The organism is Stenotrophomonas sp. 109824_Sma (genome assembly GCF_056480025.1).
In genome coordinates, this window is sequence record NZ_CM151078.1 from 3,072,951 (window position 1) to 3,091,156 (window position 18,206).

Here is an 18,206-nt window from a genome sequence, read left to right on the forward strand (position 1 = left end):
CAGAAACAGAACGGCCCCGCTTTCGCGGGGCCGTTCCGTTTCACTCATGCCAGGCATGGCCTGGCACTACTTCACTTACGCACCATGTGCGGCCAGCTGGCCCAGGCGCTGGACCGCGACCGAGACGGTCGGGTAGTCCAGGGTCTTCTGCTCGGCCAGTTCGGCCAGCATCGCCAGGGTGAAGCGCAGGCTGTTGTCGTCGCGGCCCATCCAGGCCGCCACCTTCGCCTCAGCACTGCCACCCTTGGTGCCCAGCACCTGGCCAGCCAGGTTGCGGTGGTTGGCGGCCAGCTCGTCGCGCAGCACGCCACGTGCCACGGCGTGCCAACGGCCGTTGACCTCCAGCGCATCGACCTGCTCGAACAGCCACGGCAGCTGCAGGGCATCGCCCAGGCGGAAGTGGACCTTGGACACGTCCACCGGCTTCAGCTTGCGGGTACGGGCCAGTTCGATGATGTCGAACGCCGGCTCCAGGAAGTGCAGTTCGGCCAGCTGCTGCGCCAGCGCGGACGGCAGGCCCTTTTCCTTCCACTCGGCCACCAGGGCTTCGTAGGTCGGACGCTGCGAATCCGGCAGCACACCCGAGGCAACGCGGATGTCGTTGAACGGACCCTGGTAGCGGTTGACCGCCTCAGTGATGCCCGGCATCGCGCCCGGGCGCGACAGCAGCCAGCGCACGAACGAGCGCTGCAGCTTCCAGATCACTTCCAGTGCGTCGATCTGCACCGATTCCGGCACCTTGCCGTCGAGGGCATCGATCTGCGCCCACAGCGCGCGTGCATCCAGCGTTTCACGGCTGATGGTGTAGGCCTTGGCGACCTCGGCGATGGAACGGCCGGTGTCTTCCTGCATGCGCATCAGGAAGGTGGCGCCCATGCGGTTGATTGTCTGGTTGGTCACGGCCGTGGCGATGATTTCGCGCTTCAGGCGGTGACGCTCCATTGCGTCGGCGTACTTCTTCTGCAGCGGGGTCGGGAAGTAGCGCTGCAGTTCCTTGGACAGGTACGGATCTTCCGGGATGTCCGAATCCAGCAGCTGGGCGAACGCCACCAGCTTGGAGTAGGACAGCAGCACCGACAGTTCCGGACGGGTCAGGCCCTGGCCGCGTGCCTTGCGCTGCGACAGCTCGGCATCGGACGGCAGGAACTCGATCTGGCGATCAAGCAGGCCCTGCTGCTCCAGGGTACGGATGAAGTGCTGCTTGGAACCCAGGCGCTTGACCGCCATCCGCTCCATCAGGCTCAGCGCCTGGTTCTGGCGGTAGTTGTCGTTGAGCACCAGCTCGGCGACTTCATCGGTCATCGAAGCCAGCAGCTTGTTGCGCTGCTCGACGGTCAGCTTCTTGGCCCGCACCACATCGTTGAGCAGGATCTTGATGTTGACTTCATGGTCGGAGGTGTCGACACCAGCCGAGTTGTCGATGAAGTCGGTGTTGAGCAGCACGCCGGCCTGCGCGGCTTCGATGCGGCCCAGCTGGGTCATGCCCAGGTTGCCGCCCTCGCCCACCACCTTGCAGCGCAGCTCGCCACCGTTCACGCGCAGCGCGTTGTTGGCACGGTCGCCGACATCGCTGTGCTGCTCGCTGGCGGCCTTGACGTAGGTACCGATGCCGCCGTTCCACAGCAGGTCGACCGGCGCCTTCAGGATCGCGCTCATCAGGTCGTTCGGCGACAGCGCCTTGACGTTCTCGTCCAGGCCCAGCGCTTCACGCACCTGCGGGGTGATCTCGATCGACTTCAGGCTGCGCGGGTACACGCCGCCGCCCTTGCTGATCAGCTTGGCATCGTAGTCCGCCCAGCTCGAACGCGGCACGGTGAACAGGCGCTCACGTTCAACGAACGTGGTGGCCGCATCCGGGTTCGGGTCCAGGAAGATGTGGCGGTGATCGAACGCAGCGACCAGGCGGATGTGGCGCGACAGCAGCATGCCGTTGCCGAACACGTCGCCGGACATGTCGCCGACGCCGACCGCGGTGAAGTCCTGGCTCTGGCTGTCACGGCCCAGCGCACGGAAGTGGCGCTTGACCGACTCCCACGCACCGCGTGCGGTGATGCCCATGCCCTTGTGGTCGTAACCGACCGAACCACCGGAGGCGAACGCATCGCCCATCCAGAAGCCGTGCGCGATGGCCAGGCCGTTGGCGATGTCGGAGAAGGTCGCGGTGCCCTTGTCGGCTGCCACCACCAGGTACGGATCGTCCATGTCGTGGCGCACGACATCCACCGGCGGCACGATCTTGTTGTTGACGATGTTGTCGGTGATGTCCAGCAGGCCCTGGATGAACAGCTTGTAGCAGGCCACGCCGTTGGCGAAGATCGCATCACGGTCGCCGTTCACCGGCGGGGTCTTGGCGAAGAAGCCGCCCTTCGCGCCGACCGGCACGATGACGGTGTTCTTGACCATCTGTGCCTTGACCAGGCCCAGCACTTCGGTACGGAAGTCTTCACGACGGTCCGACCAGCGCAGGCCGCCACGGGCGACCGCGCCGAAGCGCAGGTGGGTACCTTCCACGCGTGGGCCGTAGACGAAGATTTCGCGGTACGGGCGCGGCTTCGGCAGGTCCGGCACCAGCGCCGAATCGAACTTGAAGCTGATGACATGGCCGTGCTGGCCGTTGGCATCGGTCTGGTAGTAGCTGGTACGCAGGGTCGCGTCGATCACGCCCATGAACGAGCGCAGGATGCGGTCCTCGTCCAGGCTCGACACGCGGTCCATCAGCTTCAGCAGCGCATCGCGCGCGGCCTGCATCTGCGCGTCGCGGTCACCCTTGCGGGCGTCGACCACGGTTTTGAGCACCTTCAGGGTGGCGTCGTCACCAGCAGCCAGCACGTCGAAGTGGGCCTTCAGCTGGGCCTGGCCAGCCGCGATGTCGTCCTTGCCTTCGTGGCCGGTGGCCGGATCGAAGCGGGCTTCGAACAGCTCCACCAGCAGGCGGGCCAGCAGCGGGTAGCGTGCGAAGGTGCCTTCCACGTAGGCCTGCGAGAACGGCACGCCGGTCTGCAGCAGGTACTTGCAGTAGCCACGCAGCATGGCGACCTGCCGCCAGTGCAGGCCGGCAGCCAGCACCAGGCGGTTGAAGCCGTCGTTCTCGGCATCGCCGTGCCAGACGCGGGCGAAGGTCTCGCCGAAGGCTTCATCGACGCTGGCGGCATCGATCGCGCCGGCGGTCGACTCGACCTCGAAGTCCTGCACATACACCGGGGCGTTGTCGACCGACAGGCGGTACGGACGCTCGGCGATCACGCGCAGGCCCATGTTTTCCATCATCGGCAGCGCGTCCGACAGCGGAATGTCGTCCAGCTGGCGATACAGCTTCAGGCGCAGGCCATCGCCGCTTTCGCGCGGCACGGCCTGCAGGCTCAGGCGCAGGTCGTCCGGGCCGGTCAGGGCGTCGAGCTGGCTGACATCGTTGGCGGCAACGGCGGTGCTGTTGTCTTCGATGTAGCCGGCCGGCAGTGCCTTGCCGATGCGGGCGGCGATGCGCAGGCCTTCGGTTTCGCCATGGCGGGTCACCAGCGCTTCACGCAGGTCGTCCTGCCAGTTGCGCAGCACCTGGGCCAGCTTCTGCTCCAGTTCGGCGGTATCGACGTCGAGCATCTCACCCGGCTTCGGGCGCACGATCAGGTGCACCTGGGCCAGCGGCGATTCGCCCAGCACCACCGAGCTGTCGACGTACTCGCCGTGCAGCGCGTCCTTCAGCATCGCTTCGATGCGCAGGCGCACGTCGGTGTTGAAGCGCTCACGCGGCAGGTAGACCAGCGCGGAGATGAAACGGCTGTACTTGTCGCGGCGCAGGAACAGGCGGCTGCGCACGCGCTCCTGCAGGCCCAGCACGCCCATCGCGGTGCGGAACAGCTCGTCCTCGCTGGACTGGAACAGTTCTTCGCGCGGCAGGGTTTCCAGGATGTGGCGCAGGGCCTTGCCACTGTGGCTGGCCGGGGCCAGGCCCGACTGCTTCATCACGTGCTCGTGGCGCTGGCGCACCAGCGGGATTTCCCACGGGCGACGGTTGTAGGCGCTGGAAGTGAACAGGCCGAGGAAGCGCTGCTCGCCGATGATCTTGCCCTTGGCGTCGAATTCCAGCACGCCGATGTAATCCATGTAGCCGGCGCGGTGCACGCGCGAACGGGCATTGGTCTTGGTCAGGATCAGCGCGTCCTTCAGACCGGACGTGGTGTTCAGGCCCTGCGCGGCCAGCGTCTTGACCGGACGGGCGGCGGACTTGTCCTTGCCGCGCATCAGGCCCAGGCCGGTGTCGTTCAGCGGCGCCAGCACTTCTTCCTTGCCCTGCTTCTCGACGCGGTACTCGCGGTAGCCGAAGAAGGTGAAGTGGTTGTCGGCGGCCCAGCGCAGGAACTCCTGTGCTTCCTTGCGCGACGCGTCGTCGACCGGCAGCTGGCGGCTCCCCAGGTCGTCGGCCAGCGCCAGCGCCTTGTCCTTCATCGGCTGCCAGTCGCGCACGATCGCACGCACTTCGTCCAGCGCCTTGTTGATGGCCTGCTCGATGGCAGCCATGGCTTCGGCCGGCTGGCGGTCGATTTCCAGCAGCATCACCGACTCGGTGTCACCTTCGCCGACCTTGACCAGCTTGCCGGCCTTGTCGCGGGTGAAGCGCAGCACCGGGTGGCCCAGCACGTGGACGCCCACGCCCTGCTCGGCCAGCGACATGGTGACGGTATCGACCAGGAACGGCATGTCGTCGTTGACGATCTGCAGCACGGTGTGCGGCGATTCCCAACCGTTGGCCTTCGCGGTCGGATTGAACACGCGGACGTTGGCCTTGCCGGCCTTGCGGGTCCGGGCGAATTCCAGCGTCTCAGCCGCGAGCGCGGCCCACTCTTCAGCGCTGTGGTGCGGGAACTCGTCCGACTCCATGCGCTTGTAGAAGTCAGTGGCGAAGGCCACCGCTTCGGCCTGTGCGGCCGCGGGGTAACGCTTGCGCAATGCCGTGTACACCGGCTCCAGGGAGAAACCAGCGGTCACTGCGACCTCCGACTCTGCTGGTTTGGTCTTGTTTTTCACGGTCTTGGCTGCGGTTTTTTGCGGTTTCATGGCAGAGCGATGCGCTTGCTCAGTTGGGAAAATGAAATTGTAGCCCTACCGCACGAAAAGGCCTTGCTGCAGGACGGAATAACCAGATTCGGGTTTGCTGCGGTTTAGACGCCTATTCAGTTCGCTCCGGTATGGAGCTGGCGCCTGCTTCAGCACTGCCGACAGGATCGGCAAAGCGTGTTACCGGAAGACACACGCGGCGACGCCGATTCGATTCCACAATCCTGAACTGGACGGTATAGTCCACCGCGTGAACCCGGCCTACCTCCCCGTTGCCCTCGACGCGCGCGATGAGCGCGTGTTCGATGCCGTGCGCGAACTGCTGGCCCAGCAGGGCATGCAGATGAGCATGGACGCGGTGGCCCAGCATGCCGGCTGCTCCAAGCAGACCCTGTACTCGCGCTACGGCAGCAAGCAGGAACTGCTGCGCCGGGTGATGCAGCGCCACGTCGGCCACGCCACCGGGGCCATGCTGCGTGCACTCCGCGGTGACGACCTGCGTGCCAGCCTGCTCCAGTTCGCCACCGACTTCCTGGAGCATTTCAACCAACCGCACGTAGGACAGGCCTGCCGGCTGATTGCGGCCGAGGCGGCCCAGTTTCCCGAAGAGGCGCGTACGCTGTACCGGCATGGTGCCGGCGCGCTGACGCTTCATCTTGCTGAATGGATTGAAACCGTTTGCATGCAAGGCCAGCTCCGGCATGACGACCCGCACTTCATGGCCGAACTGCTGCTGAGCATGATCGCCGGTCAGGATTTCGACAAACAGCGCTTCCATACCCCCCATCGTGATGACGCGCTCCTGCGTCGGCGCTGGGCAGAGTTCTCCGTCGACAGCTTCCTGCGCGCGTTCGCGCCACAGCCGTCGCCGGCCCCGTCTACAAACCAACCCCGGAGTTCCTCCTGATGACCGCCCCACTCCGCACCCTTGCCTTGACGTGCGCCGTTGCTGTCGCTCTGGCTGCCTGCAAGAAGCCGGAACAGCAGATGCCCCCGCCGCCGGAGGTGGGCGTGATCGACGCCAAGCCGCAGACCCTGCCGCTGCAGCGCGAGCTGGTCGGCCGCCTGTCGCCGTTCCGCAGCGCCGACGTCCGCGCACGCGTGCCCGGCGTGCTGCTCAAGCGCGTCTACCAGGAAGGCTCGCAGGTCAAGCAGGGCCAGACCCTGTTCCTGATCGACCCGGCGCCGCTGCGTGCCTCGCTCAATGCCTCCGAGGCGCAGCTGGCCTCGGCCCGCGCGACCTACGCCAACGCCAAGGTCGCCGCCGACCGCGCACGTTCGCTGGCCCCGCAGCAGTTCGTCTCCAAGGCCGACCTGGACAATGCCGAATCGGCCGAGCGCACCGCGCTGGCCGCGGTCAAGCAGGCCGAAGCATCGGTGACCTCCTCGCGCATCAGCCTGGGCTACACCGAAGTGACCGCGCCGATCAGCGGCGTGGCCAACAAGCAGCAGGTCACCGAGGGCGCACTGGTCGGCCAGGGCGACGTGACCCTGCTGACCACCGTCGACCAGCTCGACCCGCTGTACGTCAACTTCTCGCTGAGCGTGGATGAACTGACCCAGCTGCGTGCGCAGCAGGCCAAGGGCGCGCTGGCGCTGTCCGGCGACGGCAAGGCCACGGTCAACGTCAAGCTGGCCGACGGCAGCACCTATGGTGAGCCGGGCACGCTGGACTTCTCCTCGACCACGGTCGACCCGGCCACCGGCGCAGTGTCGCTGCGCGCGCTGCTGCCGAACCCGCAGCAGATCCTGCTGCCCGGCGCCTTCGTCAGCTTCCAGGCCAACCTGGGCGAGCGCAACAACGCCTACCTGGTGCCGCAGCAGGCCCTGCTGCGCGACACCACCGGCGGCTACGTGATGGTGGTCGGTGCCGACGGCAAGGTCGTGCGCAAGAACGTGAAGACCGATGGCGCGCAGAACGGCAACTGGCTGGTCAGCGATGGCCTGGCCGCCGGCGACAAGGTGATCGTGGCCGGCGTGCAGAAGGTCAAGGAAGGTGCACCGGCAGTCGCCAAGCCGTGGACCCCGGGGCAGGACGCCAACGGCAAGCCTGCCGCAGGCGGCGCCGCTCCGGCGGGCGCAGCACCGGCCGCAGGCAAGGCACCGGCCGACGCGGCCAAGCCCGAGCAGGCCGATGCGGCCAAGCCGGCCGCCACCGATTCGAACAAGCAGTAACGGGAACCTTCCGTCATGCCTAAATTTTTCATCGAGCATCCAGTCTTCGCCTGGGTGGTTGCGATCCTGATCTCGCTCAGCGGCGTGATCGTGATCCTCAACCTGGGCGTGGAGTCCTATCCCAACATCGCCCCACCGCAGGTCACCGTCTCGGCGACCTACCCGGGCGCCAGTGCGGACACCACCGAGAAATCGGTCACCCAGGTGATCGAGCAGCAGCTGACCGGTATCGATCACCTGCTGTACTTCAGTTCCTCGTCCGCCTCCAACGGCCGTGCGCAGATCACCCTGACCTTCGAGACCGGTACCGATCCGGACATCGCCCAGGTGCAGGTGCAGAACAAGGTCTCGCTGGCCACGCCACGACTGCCTTCGGAAGTGACCCAGCAGGGCGTGGTGGTGGCCAAGGCCAACGCCGGCTTCCTGATGGTGATCGCGCTGCAGTCCGATACACCGGCCATCAACCGTGACGCCCTGAACGACATCGTTGGTTCGCGCGTGCTCGACCAGGTCTCGCGTATCCCCGGCGTCGGCAGCACCCAGCAGTTCGGTTCCGAGTACGCCATGAACATCTGGCTGAACCCGGAAAAGATGCAGGGCTACGGCCTGTCGGCCAGCCAGGTGCTGGCTGCCGTACGCGCGCAGAACGTGCAGTTCGCTGCCGGTGCGCTGGGTTCGGACCCGTCGCCGGAAGGCCAGCACTTCACCGCCACGGTCTCGGCCGAAGGCCGCTTCAGCTCGCCGCAGGAGTTTGAGAACATCATCCTGCGCGCCAACGCTGACGGCTCGCGCGTGCTGCTGAAGGACATCGCCCGCGTTGCCTTCGGTGCCAACAACTACGGCTTCGACACCCAGTACAACGGCAAGCCGACCGGCGCCTTCGCCATCCAGCTGCTGCCAGGCGCCAACGCCCTGAACGTGGCCGATGCGGTGCGCGCCAAGATGGACGAGCTGCAGCCCAGCTTCCCGTCCGGCGTCACCTGGTTCTCGCCGTACGACAGCACCACCTTCGTCAAGATCTCGATCCAGGAAGTGGTCAAGACACTGTTTGAAGCAGTGTTCCTGGTGTTCCTGGTGATGCTGATCTTCCTGCAGAACTTCCGCGCCACGCTGATCCCGACCCTGGTCATCCCGGTGGCCCTGCTCGGCACCTTCCTGGGCATGTGGATGATCGGCTTCACGATCAACCAGCTGACCCTGTTCGCGATGGTGCTGGCGATCGGCATCGTGGTCGATGACGCGATCGTGGTGATCGAGAACGTCGAACGCATCATGACCGAGGAAGGCCTGGCGCCGAAGCCGGCCACGCAGAAGGCGATGACCCAGATCACCGGCGCGGTGGTGGCGATCACCGTGGTGCTGGCCGCGGTGTTCATCCCGTCCGCCCTGCAGGGTGGTGCCGCCGGTGAGATCTACAAGCAGTTCGCGCTGACCATCGCCATCTCGATGGCGTTCTCGGCGTTCCTGGCGCTGGGCTTCACCCCGGCGCTGTGCGCGACCTTCCTCAAGCCGACGCACAACGACAACCCGAACATCGTCTACCGCACCTTCAACAAGTACTACGACAAGATCAGCCACACATACGTGGGCCACATCACCTCGGCGGTGCGCCATGCGCCGCGCTGGATGATCCTGTTCGTGGTGCTGACCGCGCTGTGCGGCTTCCTGTTCACCCGCATGCCGGGCAGCTTCCTGCCGGAAGAAGACCAGGGCTATGCGCTGGCGATCGTGCAGCTGCCGCCGGGCTCGACCAAGGGCCAGACCAACGAAGTGTTCGCGCAGATGCGCGGCATCCTGGAAAAGCAGGATGGCTATGAAGGCATGCTGCAGGTGGCCGGCTTCAGCTTCGTCGGTTCCGGCGAGAACGTGGGCATGGGCTTCATCCGCCTGAAGCCGTGGGAGGAACGCAAGTTCACCGCGCCCGAGTTCATCCAGAACATGAACGGCGCGTTCTACGGCATCAAGGAAGCGCAGATCTTCGTGGTCAACCTGCCCACCGTGCAGGGCCTCGGCCAGTTCGGCGGCTTCGACATGTGGCTGCAGGACCGCAGTGGTGCCGGCTACGAACAGCTGACCCAGGCGCGCAACATCCTGCTGGGCAAGGCTGCGCAGAAGCCCGAAGCACTGGTCGGCGTGCGTCCGAACGGGCTGGAAAACGCCCCGCAGCTGCAGCTGCACGTGGACCGCGTGCAGGCGCAGTCGATGGGCATGTCGGTGTCGGACGTGTACAGCACCATCCAGCTGATGCTGGCTCCGGTGTACGTCAACGACTTCTTCTACGAAGGCCGCATCAAGCGCGTGACGATGCAGGCCGATGGCCCGTACCGCACCGGCCAGGAATCGCTGAAGAGCTTCTACAGCCCGTCCAGCCTGACCACGAATGCCGACGGCACCAACGCGATGATCCCGCTCAACACGGTGGTCAAGTCCGAATGGGTGTCGGCACCGCCGTCGCTGAGCCGCTACAACGGCTACTCGGCGATCAACATCGTCGGCTCGCAGGCCCCGGGCACCAGCTCGGGTGAAGCGATGCAGACCATGGAGAGCATCGTCAACGACGACCTGCCGGCCGGCTTCGGCTACGACTGGTCCGGCATGTCCTACCAGGAAATCCTGGCCGGCAACGCCGCGACGCTGCTGCTGGTGCTGTCCATCGTGGTGGTGTTCCTGTGCCTGGCGGCCCTGTACGAAAGCTGGTCGATCCCGGTGGCGGTGCTGCTGGTCGTGCCGCTGGGTGTGCTCGGTGCCCTCGGCCTGTCGATGCTGCGCGGCCTGCCCAACGATCTGTTCTTCAAGATCGGCCTGATCACCGTGATCGGCCTGGCGGCGAAGAACGCGATCCTGATCGTGGAGTTCGCGGTGGAGCAGCGCGCAGCCGGCAGGAACCTGCGCGATGCCACCATCGAAGCGGCCCGCCTGCGCTTCCGCCCGATCCTGATGACCTCGTTCGCGTTCATCATGGGCGTGATCCCGATGGCGATCTCCACCGGCGCCGGCGCCAACTCCCGCCACGCCATCGGTACCGGCGTGATCGGCGGCATGCTGTTCGCCACCCTGCTCGGCCTGCTGATGATCCCGGTGTTCTTCGTGGTCGTGCGCCGCATGCTGGGTGACAAGCTGGATGAACCGTCCAAGGAGTTCATGGAACGCCAGCGCGACGCGGATGCTGCACACCGCCCGGATCGTTGATCCGGTGGTGCGCTGAAACGAAAAGGCCCCGGAGTGATCCGGGGCCTTTTTTTCTTGCCGCTTTTGAATTCCTGCCAACCAAGGTTGGCCTCTACAGAAACAACAGCATGGCCGGTAGCCGCCAACCTTGGTTGGCGCTGTTCGGGCAGCGCCTCAGCGCAGCAGTGCGACCACCACGCACACCGCCACCAGAACCAGCGCGGCCCACTGCATCGGTACGAAGAAGAAATGATGGCGCGCAGCCTCGCCCTTCTGCCGGGGCGAACGGTTGAGCCACAGGCCCAGCAGCACGTTCAGGGCTGCGCCGATACCTGCCCCCAGCAGCACCTGCTGCAGCGGGATGTTGCCTCTGGGGCCGTCATGCGGGAAGAAGTACGCCAGCAGCAGGATCGCTGCAATCGGCGTCACCAGCGTCATGATTCCCCAACCGCGGTAGATCATCTGCACGTTCTCCGTGAAAGCGGAGGGCATTGTAGTGGGAAGGCCAACGCTGTCGTGATCATCCAGTGCCGGCCAGCCACATCAACGCTGCCAGACAGCGGCTGTCGGCTCGTTCCGGCACGTCCAGGTCATCTGCGGCGTTCGTTGACGCCTGCCAACACAGCCGAAGAAGGTGTGAACTACCTCGCAGCGCTGCTTGCCTGGCGGCGCTATCCATGTCGCTCCTTCAACGGACTGTACAAGGAGCTCCCATGCCCGGCTTTCCTCGCAGTCAGCGGCTCGCCGCCTGCCTCCTGCTTGCAGCTGCCATCACCTCACCATCGCCCGCCCGTGCGGGTGGCGTCGTGCCCTGCAGCCCCTGCGCCGACCCGCGCTCGGCCGCACTCCAGTCCGGAGTGGGCCTGACGGTCGTGGTCGACCCGGACCAGCGTCGGCTCAATGGCTACACCGTGGAATATGACCGCGAGCTGCGGCGCTATCGTGCCGTTCCCACAGCGGTCCCGGCGGAAGTGACCGCGACGTTCAAGCGGATCCTTGCACTGCCGCAGGGCCACATTGCATCCGGGACACAGTTCGTCCCGCAGGCCTTCGGCAGCGGCGCCGTCGTCCCCATCCATCCCGACGACCCACAGAGCGCGAACGGGATCACCTTCCCGCCAGCAATGAAAGACCTCAACGCCTATGACGTGGTCCATTCGGCAACCTACCGCAGCCAACTGGAACTCGCCGTTGGCCAGGCCTTCAGCGGCGCCAACAGCGAACACGCGGCGTGGAACTCGCTGGCCACCACCCTCTCTTCGATCGTCCTGAGCTGGATCAGCAAGCTGTTCGGGGTGCAGACGGTGACCTATGTCATCACCTGGCGCGATGGCTCCCGGACCAGGCTGGTGATCTCACCGGACTCCGTCGATAGAGCCCGATACGTTTCCGGCGAAAGTGTGGACGCCAGCGGCAACCGCATTCCCGATGGCGCGGCATCCAATGCCGAAACCGGCGAAGGCTACTCTGGCGCCTATCACTTCAATGACGAACAGAGCTACCAGAATTGGCTGGATTCAGCGCAGCTGTATGGCGTGCAGATCATCGTCAATCCGGGCGCAGCGCCGTCCGGCCCCATCTGCCGCTGGGATGGCAGGCAGCTCCAGTGCGATGTGCCGCGCTCACTCGCTGCCGGTGGGATGTCGTCATCCCTGCATGGCAGGGGGCCGCGCCGCCCTTGCGGCGGCGCGGCCATGCAACTCAGCGCAGCCCGGTCTCGTTGCGGGCGATCACCAGGCGCTGGATCTCCGAGGTGCCCTCGTAGATCTCGGTGATCTTCGCATCACGGAAGTAGCGCTCCAGCGGCATTTCCTTGGAATAGCCCATACCGCCGTGGATCTGCACGGCCTGGTGGGTGATCCACATCGCCGCTTCCGAAGCGGTCAGCTTGGCCACCGCTGCTTCGGTGCTGAAGCGCTTGCCCTGGCCCTTCACCCATGCCGCGCGCAGGGTCAGCAGCAGCGCTGCGTCCAGCTTGCACTTCATGTCGGCGATCTTGGCCTGGGTCATCTGGAAGGTACCGATGGCCGCGCCGAACGCCTTGCGCTCCTTCACGTACGCCAGGGTCGCTTCATAGGCAGCACGGGCGATACCGATGGCCTGCGAGGCGATACCGATGCGGCCGGCATCGAGCACGCTCATCGCGATCTTGAAGCCCTCGCCTTCCTGGCCCAGCACGTCTTCGGCCTGTGCCACGTAATCGTTGAACTCGATCTCGCAGGTGGCCGAGGCACGGATACCGAGCTTGGGCTCGGTCTTGCCACGACCGAAACCGGCCTTGTCAGTATCGATGATGAAGGCGGTGATGCCGCGCGCGCCCTTGTCCGGCTCGCTCATCGCGAACAGCACGATGTACTTGGCCACCGGGCCGGAGGTGATCCAGCTCTTCTTGCCATTGATGACGAAGGTGCCGTCGGCCTGCTTCACCGCGCGGCAGCGCATGGCGGTGGCATCGGAGCCGGACTGCGGCTCGGTCAGCGCAAACGCGCCGATGGCCGTGCCTTCGGCGATGGCACGCACGTAGGTCTGCTTCTGCTGCTCGGTACCATGGGTGAGGATGCCGTTGCAGAACAGCGAGTTGTTGACCGACATGATGGTCGAGTGGGCTGCGTCGGCGGCGGCGACCTCCACCATCGCCAGCACGTACGCAACCGGGTCCATGCCCGCACCGCCGTATTCGGTCGGCACTTCGATGCCCATCAGGCCGTTCTCGCCCAGCAGGCGGATGTTGTCCAGCGGGAACTCGCCGGTGCGGTCATGGTGCTCCGCGCTGGGGGCGATCTTTTCCTGCGCGATGCGCCGCGCCACGTCCTGCAGCATCAACTGCTCTTCGGTAAAGCTGAAATCCACAACACCCTCCCGGGTACATGAAGTTATGGGCCGCATACGGCGCGCCCAGGTGCCCCGATTGTACCGGGGCCCGGATGCTTCCGTACGCTGGCGACTTGACCGCGGCAGGCCTTCTCGGCGAATATATCTCTATATCGCGATAGGTAGATATTTATGGATCTGGAAGACTGGTCGACCCGCCTGAAGGTGTTCGCCGATGCCACCCGCGTGCGCCTGCTGGCGCTGCTGGAGCAGGAGGAACTGACCGTGGCCGAACTGTCGGCGATCACCCGGCTGGCGCAGCCGCGCGTGTCCACCCACTTGGCGCGCCTGAAGGAAGCCGGCCTGGTCCGCGACCGCCGTGCCGGCGTGTCGGCCTACTACCGCTTCGACGAGGCCCAGCTGGACCCGGCGCAGCGTGCATTGTGGCATGCCTTGAGCAACGGAAGCGACGACCCGTTGCTGCGGCAGGACGCCGAGCGCGTGGCTGCAGTACTGGCCCACCGCGCCTCGGACCAGAACTGGGCCGACAGCGTGGCCGGCGACATGGAACGCCACTACTCTCCGGGCCGTACCTGGGAGGCGCTGGCGCGCACCGCCTTGCCGTTGCTGGAAACCGGCGACGTGCTGGACATCGCCTCCGGTGACGGCGTGCTGGCCGAACTGGTCGCCCCCCACGCCAAGCGCTACATCTGCATCGATACCAGCGCGCGCGTGGTCGCGGCCGCCAGCGAGCGCCTGCGCCGGCTGCCCAATGTGGAGGTGCGCGAGGGCGACATGCATGCCCTGCCGTTCAAGGACGGCAGCTTCGACCTGGTGGTGCTGATGCACGCGCTGACCTACGCCAGCAAACCGGCGCAGGCGGTGACCGAAGCCGCGCGCGTGCTGCGCCCGGGCGGCCGCCTGCTGCTGTGCAGCCTGGCCCGCCACGAGCACAAGGCGGCGGTGGAGGCCTACGGCCACGTCAACCTCGGCTTCAGCGACAAGGAGCTGCGCAAGTTCGTCGACAAGGCCGGCCTGCAGGTGTCCAGCCTGGAGACGGTCACCCGCGAGAAGCGTCCGCCGCACTTCGAAGTGATTTCGCTGATCGCCAACAAGCCCTGAGCCCGAGACCGCCATGCCCGCCCTGCCCTGGTTGCATCCTGATCGTGCCAATGCCCTGCTCGACGCCCTGCGCGAGCGGATCCTGATCATCGACGGTGCGATGGGCACCATGATCCAGCGCCATGGCCTGCAGGAAGACGACTACCGCGGCGAGCGTTTCGCCGGTGGCTATGACCATGCGCACGGCCCCGGCTGCGACCACGGCGCGCCGGAAGGCCATGACCTGAAGGGCAACAACGATCTGCTGCTGTTGACCCGGCCGCAGGTCATCGCCGACATCCATACCGCCTACCTGGATGCCGGCGCGGATCTGGTCGAGACCAACACCTTCAACGCCACGTCGGTCAGCCAGGCCGACTACCACCTCGAACACCTGGTATACGAGCTGAACAAAGCCGGGGCCGCGGTCGCACGCACCTGCTGCGATGCCGTGGCCGCGACCACGCCGGGCAAACCGCGCTTCGTGATCGGGGTGATCGGCCCTACCAGCCGCACCGCCTCGATCAGCCCCGACGTCAATGATCCCGGCTTCCGCAACACCAGCTTCGACGAGCTTCGCGACACCTATCGCGAAGCCATCGAGGGCCTGATCGACGGCGGCGCCGACACCCTCATGGTCGAAACCATCTTCGATACCCTCAACGCGAAAGCCGCGCTGTATGCACTGGAGGAGGCCTTCGACGCCCGTGGCGCACGCCTGCCGGTGATGATCTCCGGCACCATCACCGATGCCTCCGGGCGCACGCTGTCCGGACAGACCGCCGAGGCCTTCCATGCGTCACTGGCGCATGCGCGCCCGCTGTCGATCGGCTTGAACTGCGCGTTGGGCGCCGATGCGATGCGCCCGCACGTGGAAACCCTCTCACAGGTCGCCGACTGCTACGTCAGTGCGCATCCCAACGCAGGCCTGCCCAATGCCTTCGGCGAGTACGACGAGACGCCCGAGGACATGGCCGGCACCCTGCGTGGTTTCGCCGAGGATGGCCTGTTGAACCTGGTCGGCGGCTGCTGCGGCTCCACACCCGACCACATCCGTGCGATCGCCCAGGCCGTGGCCGGGCTGCCGCCGCGCGCCCTGCCCGGTGTCCAGGAGCAGGCCGCATGAATGTCGCCGCCACCGTTCCGCACTTCCCGCCCTATTGCTGTTGAGCCGACGCCTGCCATGACGCCTGTCCGCCCTACCCGCCTGTCCGGCCTGGAACCCCTGGTCATCACTCCGGACCTGCTGTTCATCAACGTCGGCGAACGCACCAACGTCACTGGCAGCGCGCAGTTCCGCAAGCTCATCAAGGAAGGCCGCTACGAAGAAGCGGTGGACGTGGCCCGCCAGCAGGTCGCCAGCGGCGCGCAGATCCTCGACGTCAACATGGACGAGGGCCTGATCGATTCGGAAGCGGCGATGACCCGCTACCTCAACCTGATCATGTCCGAGCCGGATATCGCCCGCATCCCGGTCATGGTCGACTCCTCCAAGTGGAGCGTGATCGAAGCCGGCCTGAAGTGCCTGCAGGGCAAGAGCGTGGTCAATTCGATCTCGCTGAAGGAAGGCGAGGCGCTGTTCCGCGAGCACGCGCGCAAGGTGCTGCGCTACGGTGCCGCCGCGGTGGTGATGGCGTTCGACGAAAGCGGGCAGGCCGATACCTGTGCGCGCAAGGTCGAGATCTGCACCCGCGCCTACCGCATCCTGGTCGACGAGATCGGCTTCCCGCCGCAGGACATCATCTTCGACCCGAACATCTTCGCCGTCGCCACCGGCATCGAAGAGCACGACAACTATGCGGTGGACTTCATCGAAGCCACCCGCATCATCAAGCAGACGCTGCCGCACTGCCACGTCTCCGGCGGCGTCTCCAACGTCTCGTTCTCGTTCCGCGGCAACGAAACGGTGCGCCAGGCCATCCACTCGGTGTTCCTGTACCACGCCATCGCCGCCGGCATGGACATGGGCATCGTCAACGCCGGCGCCATGCCGATCTACGACGAGCTGGAGCCGGAGCTGCGCGAGCGCGTCGAGGACGTGATCCTCAACCGCCGCAGCGATGCCACCGAGCGACTGCTGGAAATCGCCGAGCGCTACAAGGGCAGGAAGGGCGCGGCGAAGACCGAAGACCTCGCCTGGCGCGAGAAGCCGGTCGCGCAGCGCCTGGCACATGCGCTGGTGCACGGCCTGGATGCCTATGTCGAGGAAGACACCGAGCTGGCCCGGCAGGCCTCCAGCCGCCCGCTGGACGTGATCGAGGGCCCGTTGATGGACGGCATGAACATCGTGGGCGACCTGTTCGGTGCCGGCAAGATGTTCCTGCCGCAGGTGGTGAAATCCGCACGCGTGATGAAGAAGGCCGTGGCCTACCTCCTGCCGTACATCGAGGCGGAGAAAGCCCGCAGCGGTGACACCGCCAAGAGCAACGGCAAGATCATCATGGCCACGGTGAAGGGCGATGTGCATGACATCGGCAAGAACATCGTCGGCGTGGTCCTGGCCTGCAACAACTTCGAAGTGGTCGACCTCGGCGTGATGGTGCCGGCACAGAAGATCCTCGATGCCGCTCGCGAGCACAACGCCGACCTGATCGGCCTGTCCGGACTGATCACCCCGTCGCTGGAGGAGATGAGCCACGTCGCCCGCGAGATGGAGCGCCAGGGCTTCGACCTGCCGCTGCTGATCGGCGGCGCCACCACCTCGCGCGCGCACACTGCGCTGAAGATCGACCCCCACTACAAGGCACCCACGGTGTGGGTGAAGGATGCCTCGCGCGCGGTGGGCGTGGCCCAGTCGCTGATCTCGCGCGACCTGCGCGAGGCCTTCGTCGCCGCCAACGAAGCCGACTATGCCGAAATCCGCGCACGCCACCGCAACCGCGGCGACGCCAAGCGCCTGGTCACGCTGGAACATGCGCGCGGGCAGAAATTCCAGGGCGGCTGGGACAGCTACACGCCACCGGCACCGGACCAGCCCGGCCTGCACGTATTCGACGACTACCCGCTGGCCGAACTGGTCGACTACATCGACTGGACGCCGTTCTTCCAGGCCTGGGAGCTGGCCGGCAAGTTCCCGGCCATCCTCACCGACGAGATCGTCGGCACCCAGGCCAGCGAGCTGTACCGCGATGCCCGCGAGATGCTCGAGCGCATCGTCGGCGAGAAGTGGCTGACGGCCAAGGCCGTGTTCGGCCTGTGGCCGGCCAACAGCATCGGCGACGACGTCCGCGTGCAGCACCCGCAGGGCGAAACCACCCTGCACTTCCTGCGCCAGCAGGTGGACAAGCCGGCCGAGCGCCCGGATTTCTGCCTGGCCGACTTCATCGCGCCCGCCGACAGTGGCAAGCAGGACTGGATCGGCGCGTTCGCGGTCACTGCCGGCATCGGCATCGACGCGCACGTCGCGCGCTTCGAGGCCGAGCATGACGACTACAACGCGATCCTGCTGAAGGCCCTCGCCGACCGCTTCGCCGAGGCACTGGCCGAGCGCCTGCATCAGCGCGTGCGTACCGAGTTCTGGGGCCATGAGCGCGCCGAGACGCTGGACAACGACGCCCTGATCGACGAGCAGTACCGTGGCATCCGCCCCGCGCCGGGCTATCCCGCCTGCCCGGAGCACAGCGAAAAACGCCGCCTGTTCGACCTGCTGCAGGCCGAAGCGAACGCCGGCATGGAACTGACCGAGAGCTTCGCGATGCTGCCTACGGCGGCCGTTTCGGGCTACTACTTCAGCCATCCGCAGAGCCAGTACTTCGTGGTCGGCCGCCTCAGCCGCGAACAGGTCAGCGACTACGCCCGCCGCAAGGGCGTGGACCGTGCCCAGGCCGAACGCTGGCTGGCCTCCAACCTCGACTACGACCCCGAATGACACAAAAAGGGGACGGAGGGGATCAAGTCGT

Annotated in this window: 9 protein-coding genes and 1 pseudogene; 7 read left to right on the forward strand and 3 right to left on the reverse strand. The window is 66.1% G+C overall.

Going from position 1 to position 18,206, the window contains the following annotated elements:
• Window positions 1-75: 75 nt before the first annotated feature.
• Window positions 76-5,052, reverse strand: coding sequence for an NAD-glutamate dehydrogenase (locus tag ACZK1G_RS14630; protein WP_101765767.1), 4,977 nt, complete (start codon window positions 5,050-5,052; stop codon window positions 76-78).
• A gap of 250 nt (window positions 5,053-5,302) precedes the next feature.
• Between ACZK1G_RS14630 and ACZK1G_RS14635 the strand changes: the two genes are divergently transcribed.
• From ACZK1G_RS14635 to ACZK1G_RS14645, 3 genes are read left to right on the forward strand one after another with little or no spacing between them, the layout of a single operon-like run.
• A complete protein-coding gene (locus ACZK1G_RS14635; RefSeq protein WP_014037749.1) occupies window positions 5,303-5,959 on the forward strand; it encodes a TetR/AcrR family transcriptional regulator in 657 nt (218 codons plus the stop codon).
• Complete coding sequence (locus tag ACZK1G_RS14640; protein WP_014037750.1) at window positions 5,959-7,227, forward strand: efflux RND transporter periplasmic adaptor subunit; 1,269 nt, start codon at window positions 5,959-5,961, stop codon at window positions 7,225-7,227. The genes ACZK1G_RS14635 and ACZK1G_RS14640 overlap by 1 nt, the downstream gene beginning before the upstream one ends.
• 15 nt (window positions 7,228-7,242) lie before the next feature.
• Window positions 7,243-10,416, forward strand: a complete 3,174-nt coding sequence (locus ACZK1G_RS14645; RefSeq protein ID WP_197621948.1) for a multidrug efflux RND transporter permease subunit — start codon at window positions 7,243-7,245, stop codon at window positions 10,414-10,416.
• Window positions 10,417-10,569: 153 nt separating this feature from the next.
• Here the strand turns inward: ACZK1G_RS14645 and ACZK1G_RS14650 are convergent, their stop codons facing one another.
• Window positions 10,570-10,857 carry a hypothetical protein gene (locus ACZK1G_RS14650; RefSeq protein WP_049443194.1) on the reverse strand — a complete coding sequence of 96 codons (288 nt, stop codon included), beginning with the start codon at window positions 10,855-10,857 and terminating at the stop codon, window positions 10,570-10,572.
• A 251-nt stretch (window positions 10,858-11,108) separates the two neighbouring features.
• Here ACZK1G_RS14650 and ACZK1G_RS14655 point away from each other — a divergent pair, with 251 nt between their 5' ends.
• Window positions 11,109-12,170: a hypothetical protein gene (locus ACZK1G_RS14655; RefSeq protein ID WP_233490791.1), complete on the forward strand. Its 1,062-nt coding sequence runs from the start codon at window positions 11,109-11,111 to the stop codon at window positions 12,168-12,170.
• Here ACZK1G_RS14655 and ACZK1G_RS14660 read toward each other — a convergent pair.
• Window positions 12,097-13,245: an acyl-CoA dehydrogenase family protein gene (locus ACZK1G_RS14660; protein ID WP_014037754.1), complete on the reverse strand. Its 1,149-nt coding sequence runs from the start codon at window positions 13,243-13,245 to the stop codon at window positions 12,097-12,099. The genes ACZK1G_RS14655 and ACZK1G_RS14660 overlap by 74 nt on opposite strands.
• Window positions 13,246-13,398: 153 nt before the next feature.
• Between ACZK1G_RS14660 and ACZK1G_RS14665 the strand changes: the two are divergent.
• The 3 genes and pseudogenes from ACZK1G_RS14665 to metH form a co-directional block, all read left to right on the forward strand.
• A pseudogene (locus ACZK1G_RS14665) lies at window positions 13,399-14,196 on the forward strand (ArsR/SmtB family transcription factor); the annotation flags it as partial.
• 145 nt (window positions 14,197-14,341) lie between these two features.
• Complete coding sequence (locus ACZK1G_RS14670) at window positions 14,342-15,433, forward strand: homocysteine S-methyltransferase family protein (RefSeq protein WP_049443192.1); 1,092 nt, start codon at window positions 14,342-14,344, stop codon at window positions 15,431-15,433.
• A gap of 57 nt (window positions 15,434-15,490) precedes the next feature.
• Window positions 15,491-18,175, forward strand: coding sequence for a methionine synthase (metH, locus tag ACZK1G_RS14675; RefSeq protein WP_101765768.1), 2,685 nt, complete (start codon window positions 15,491-15,493; stop codon window positions 18,173-18,175).
• Window positions 18,176-18,206: the final 31 nt, after the last annotated feature.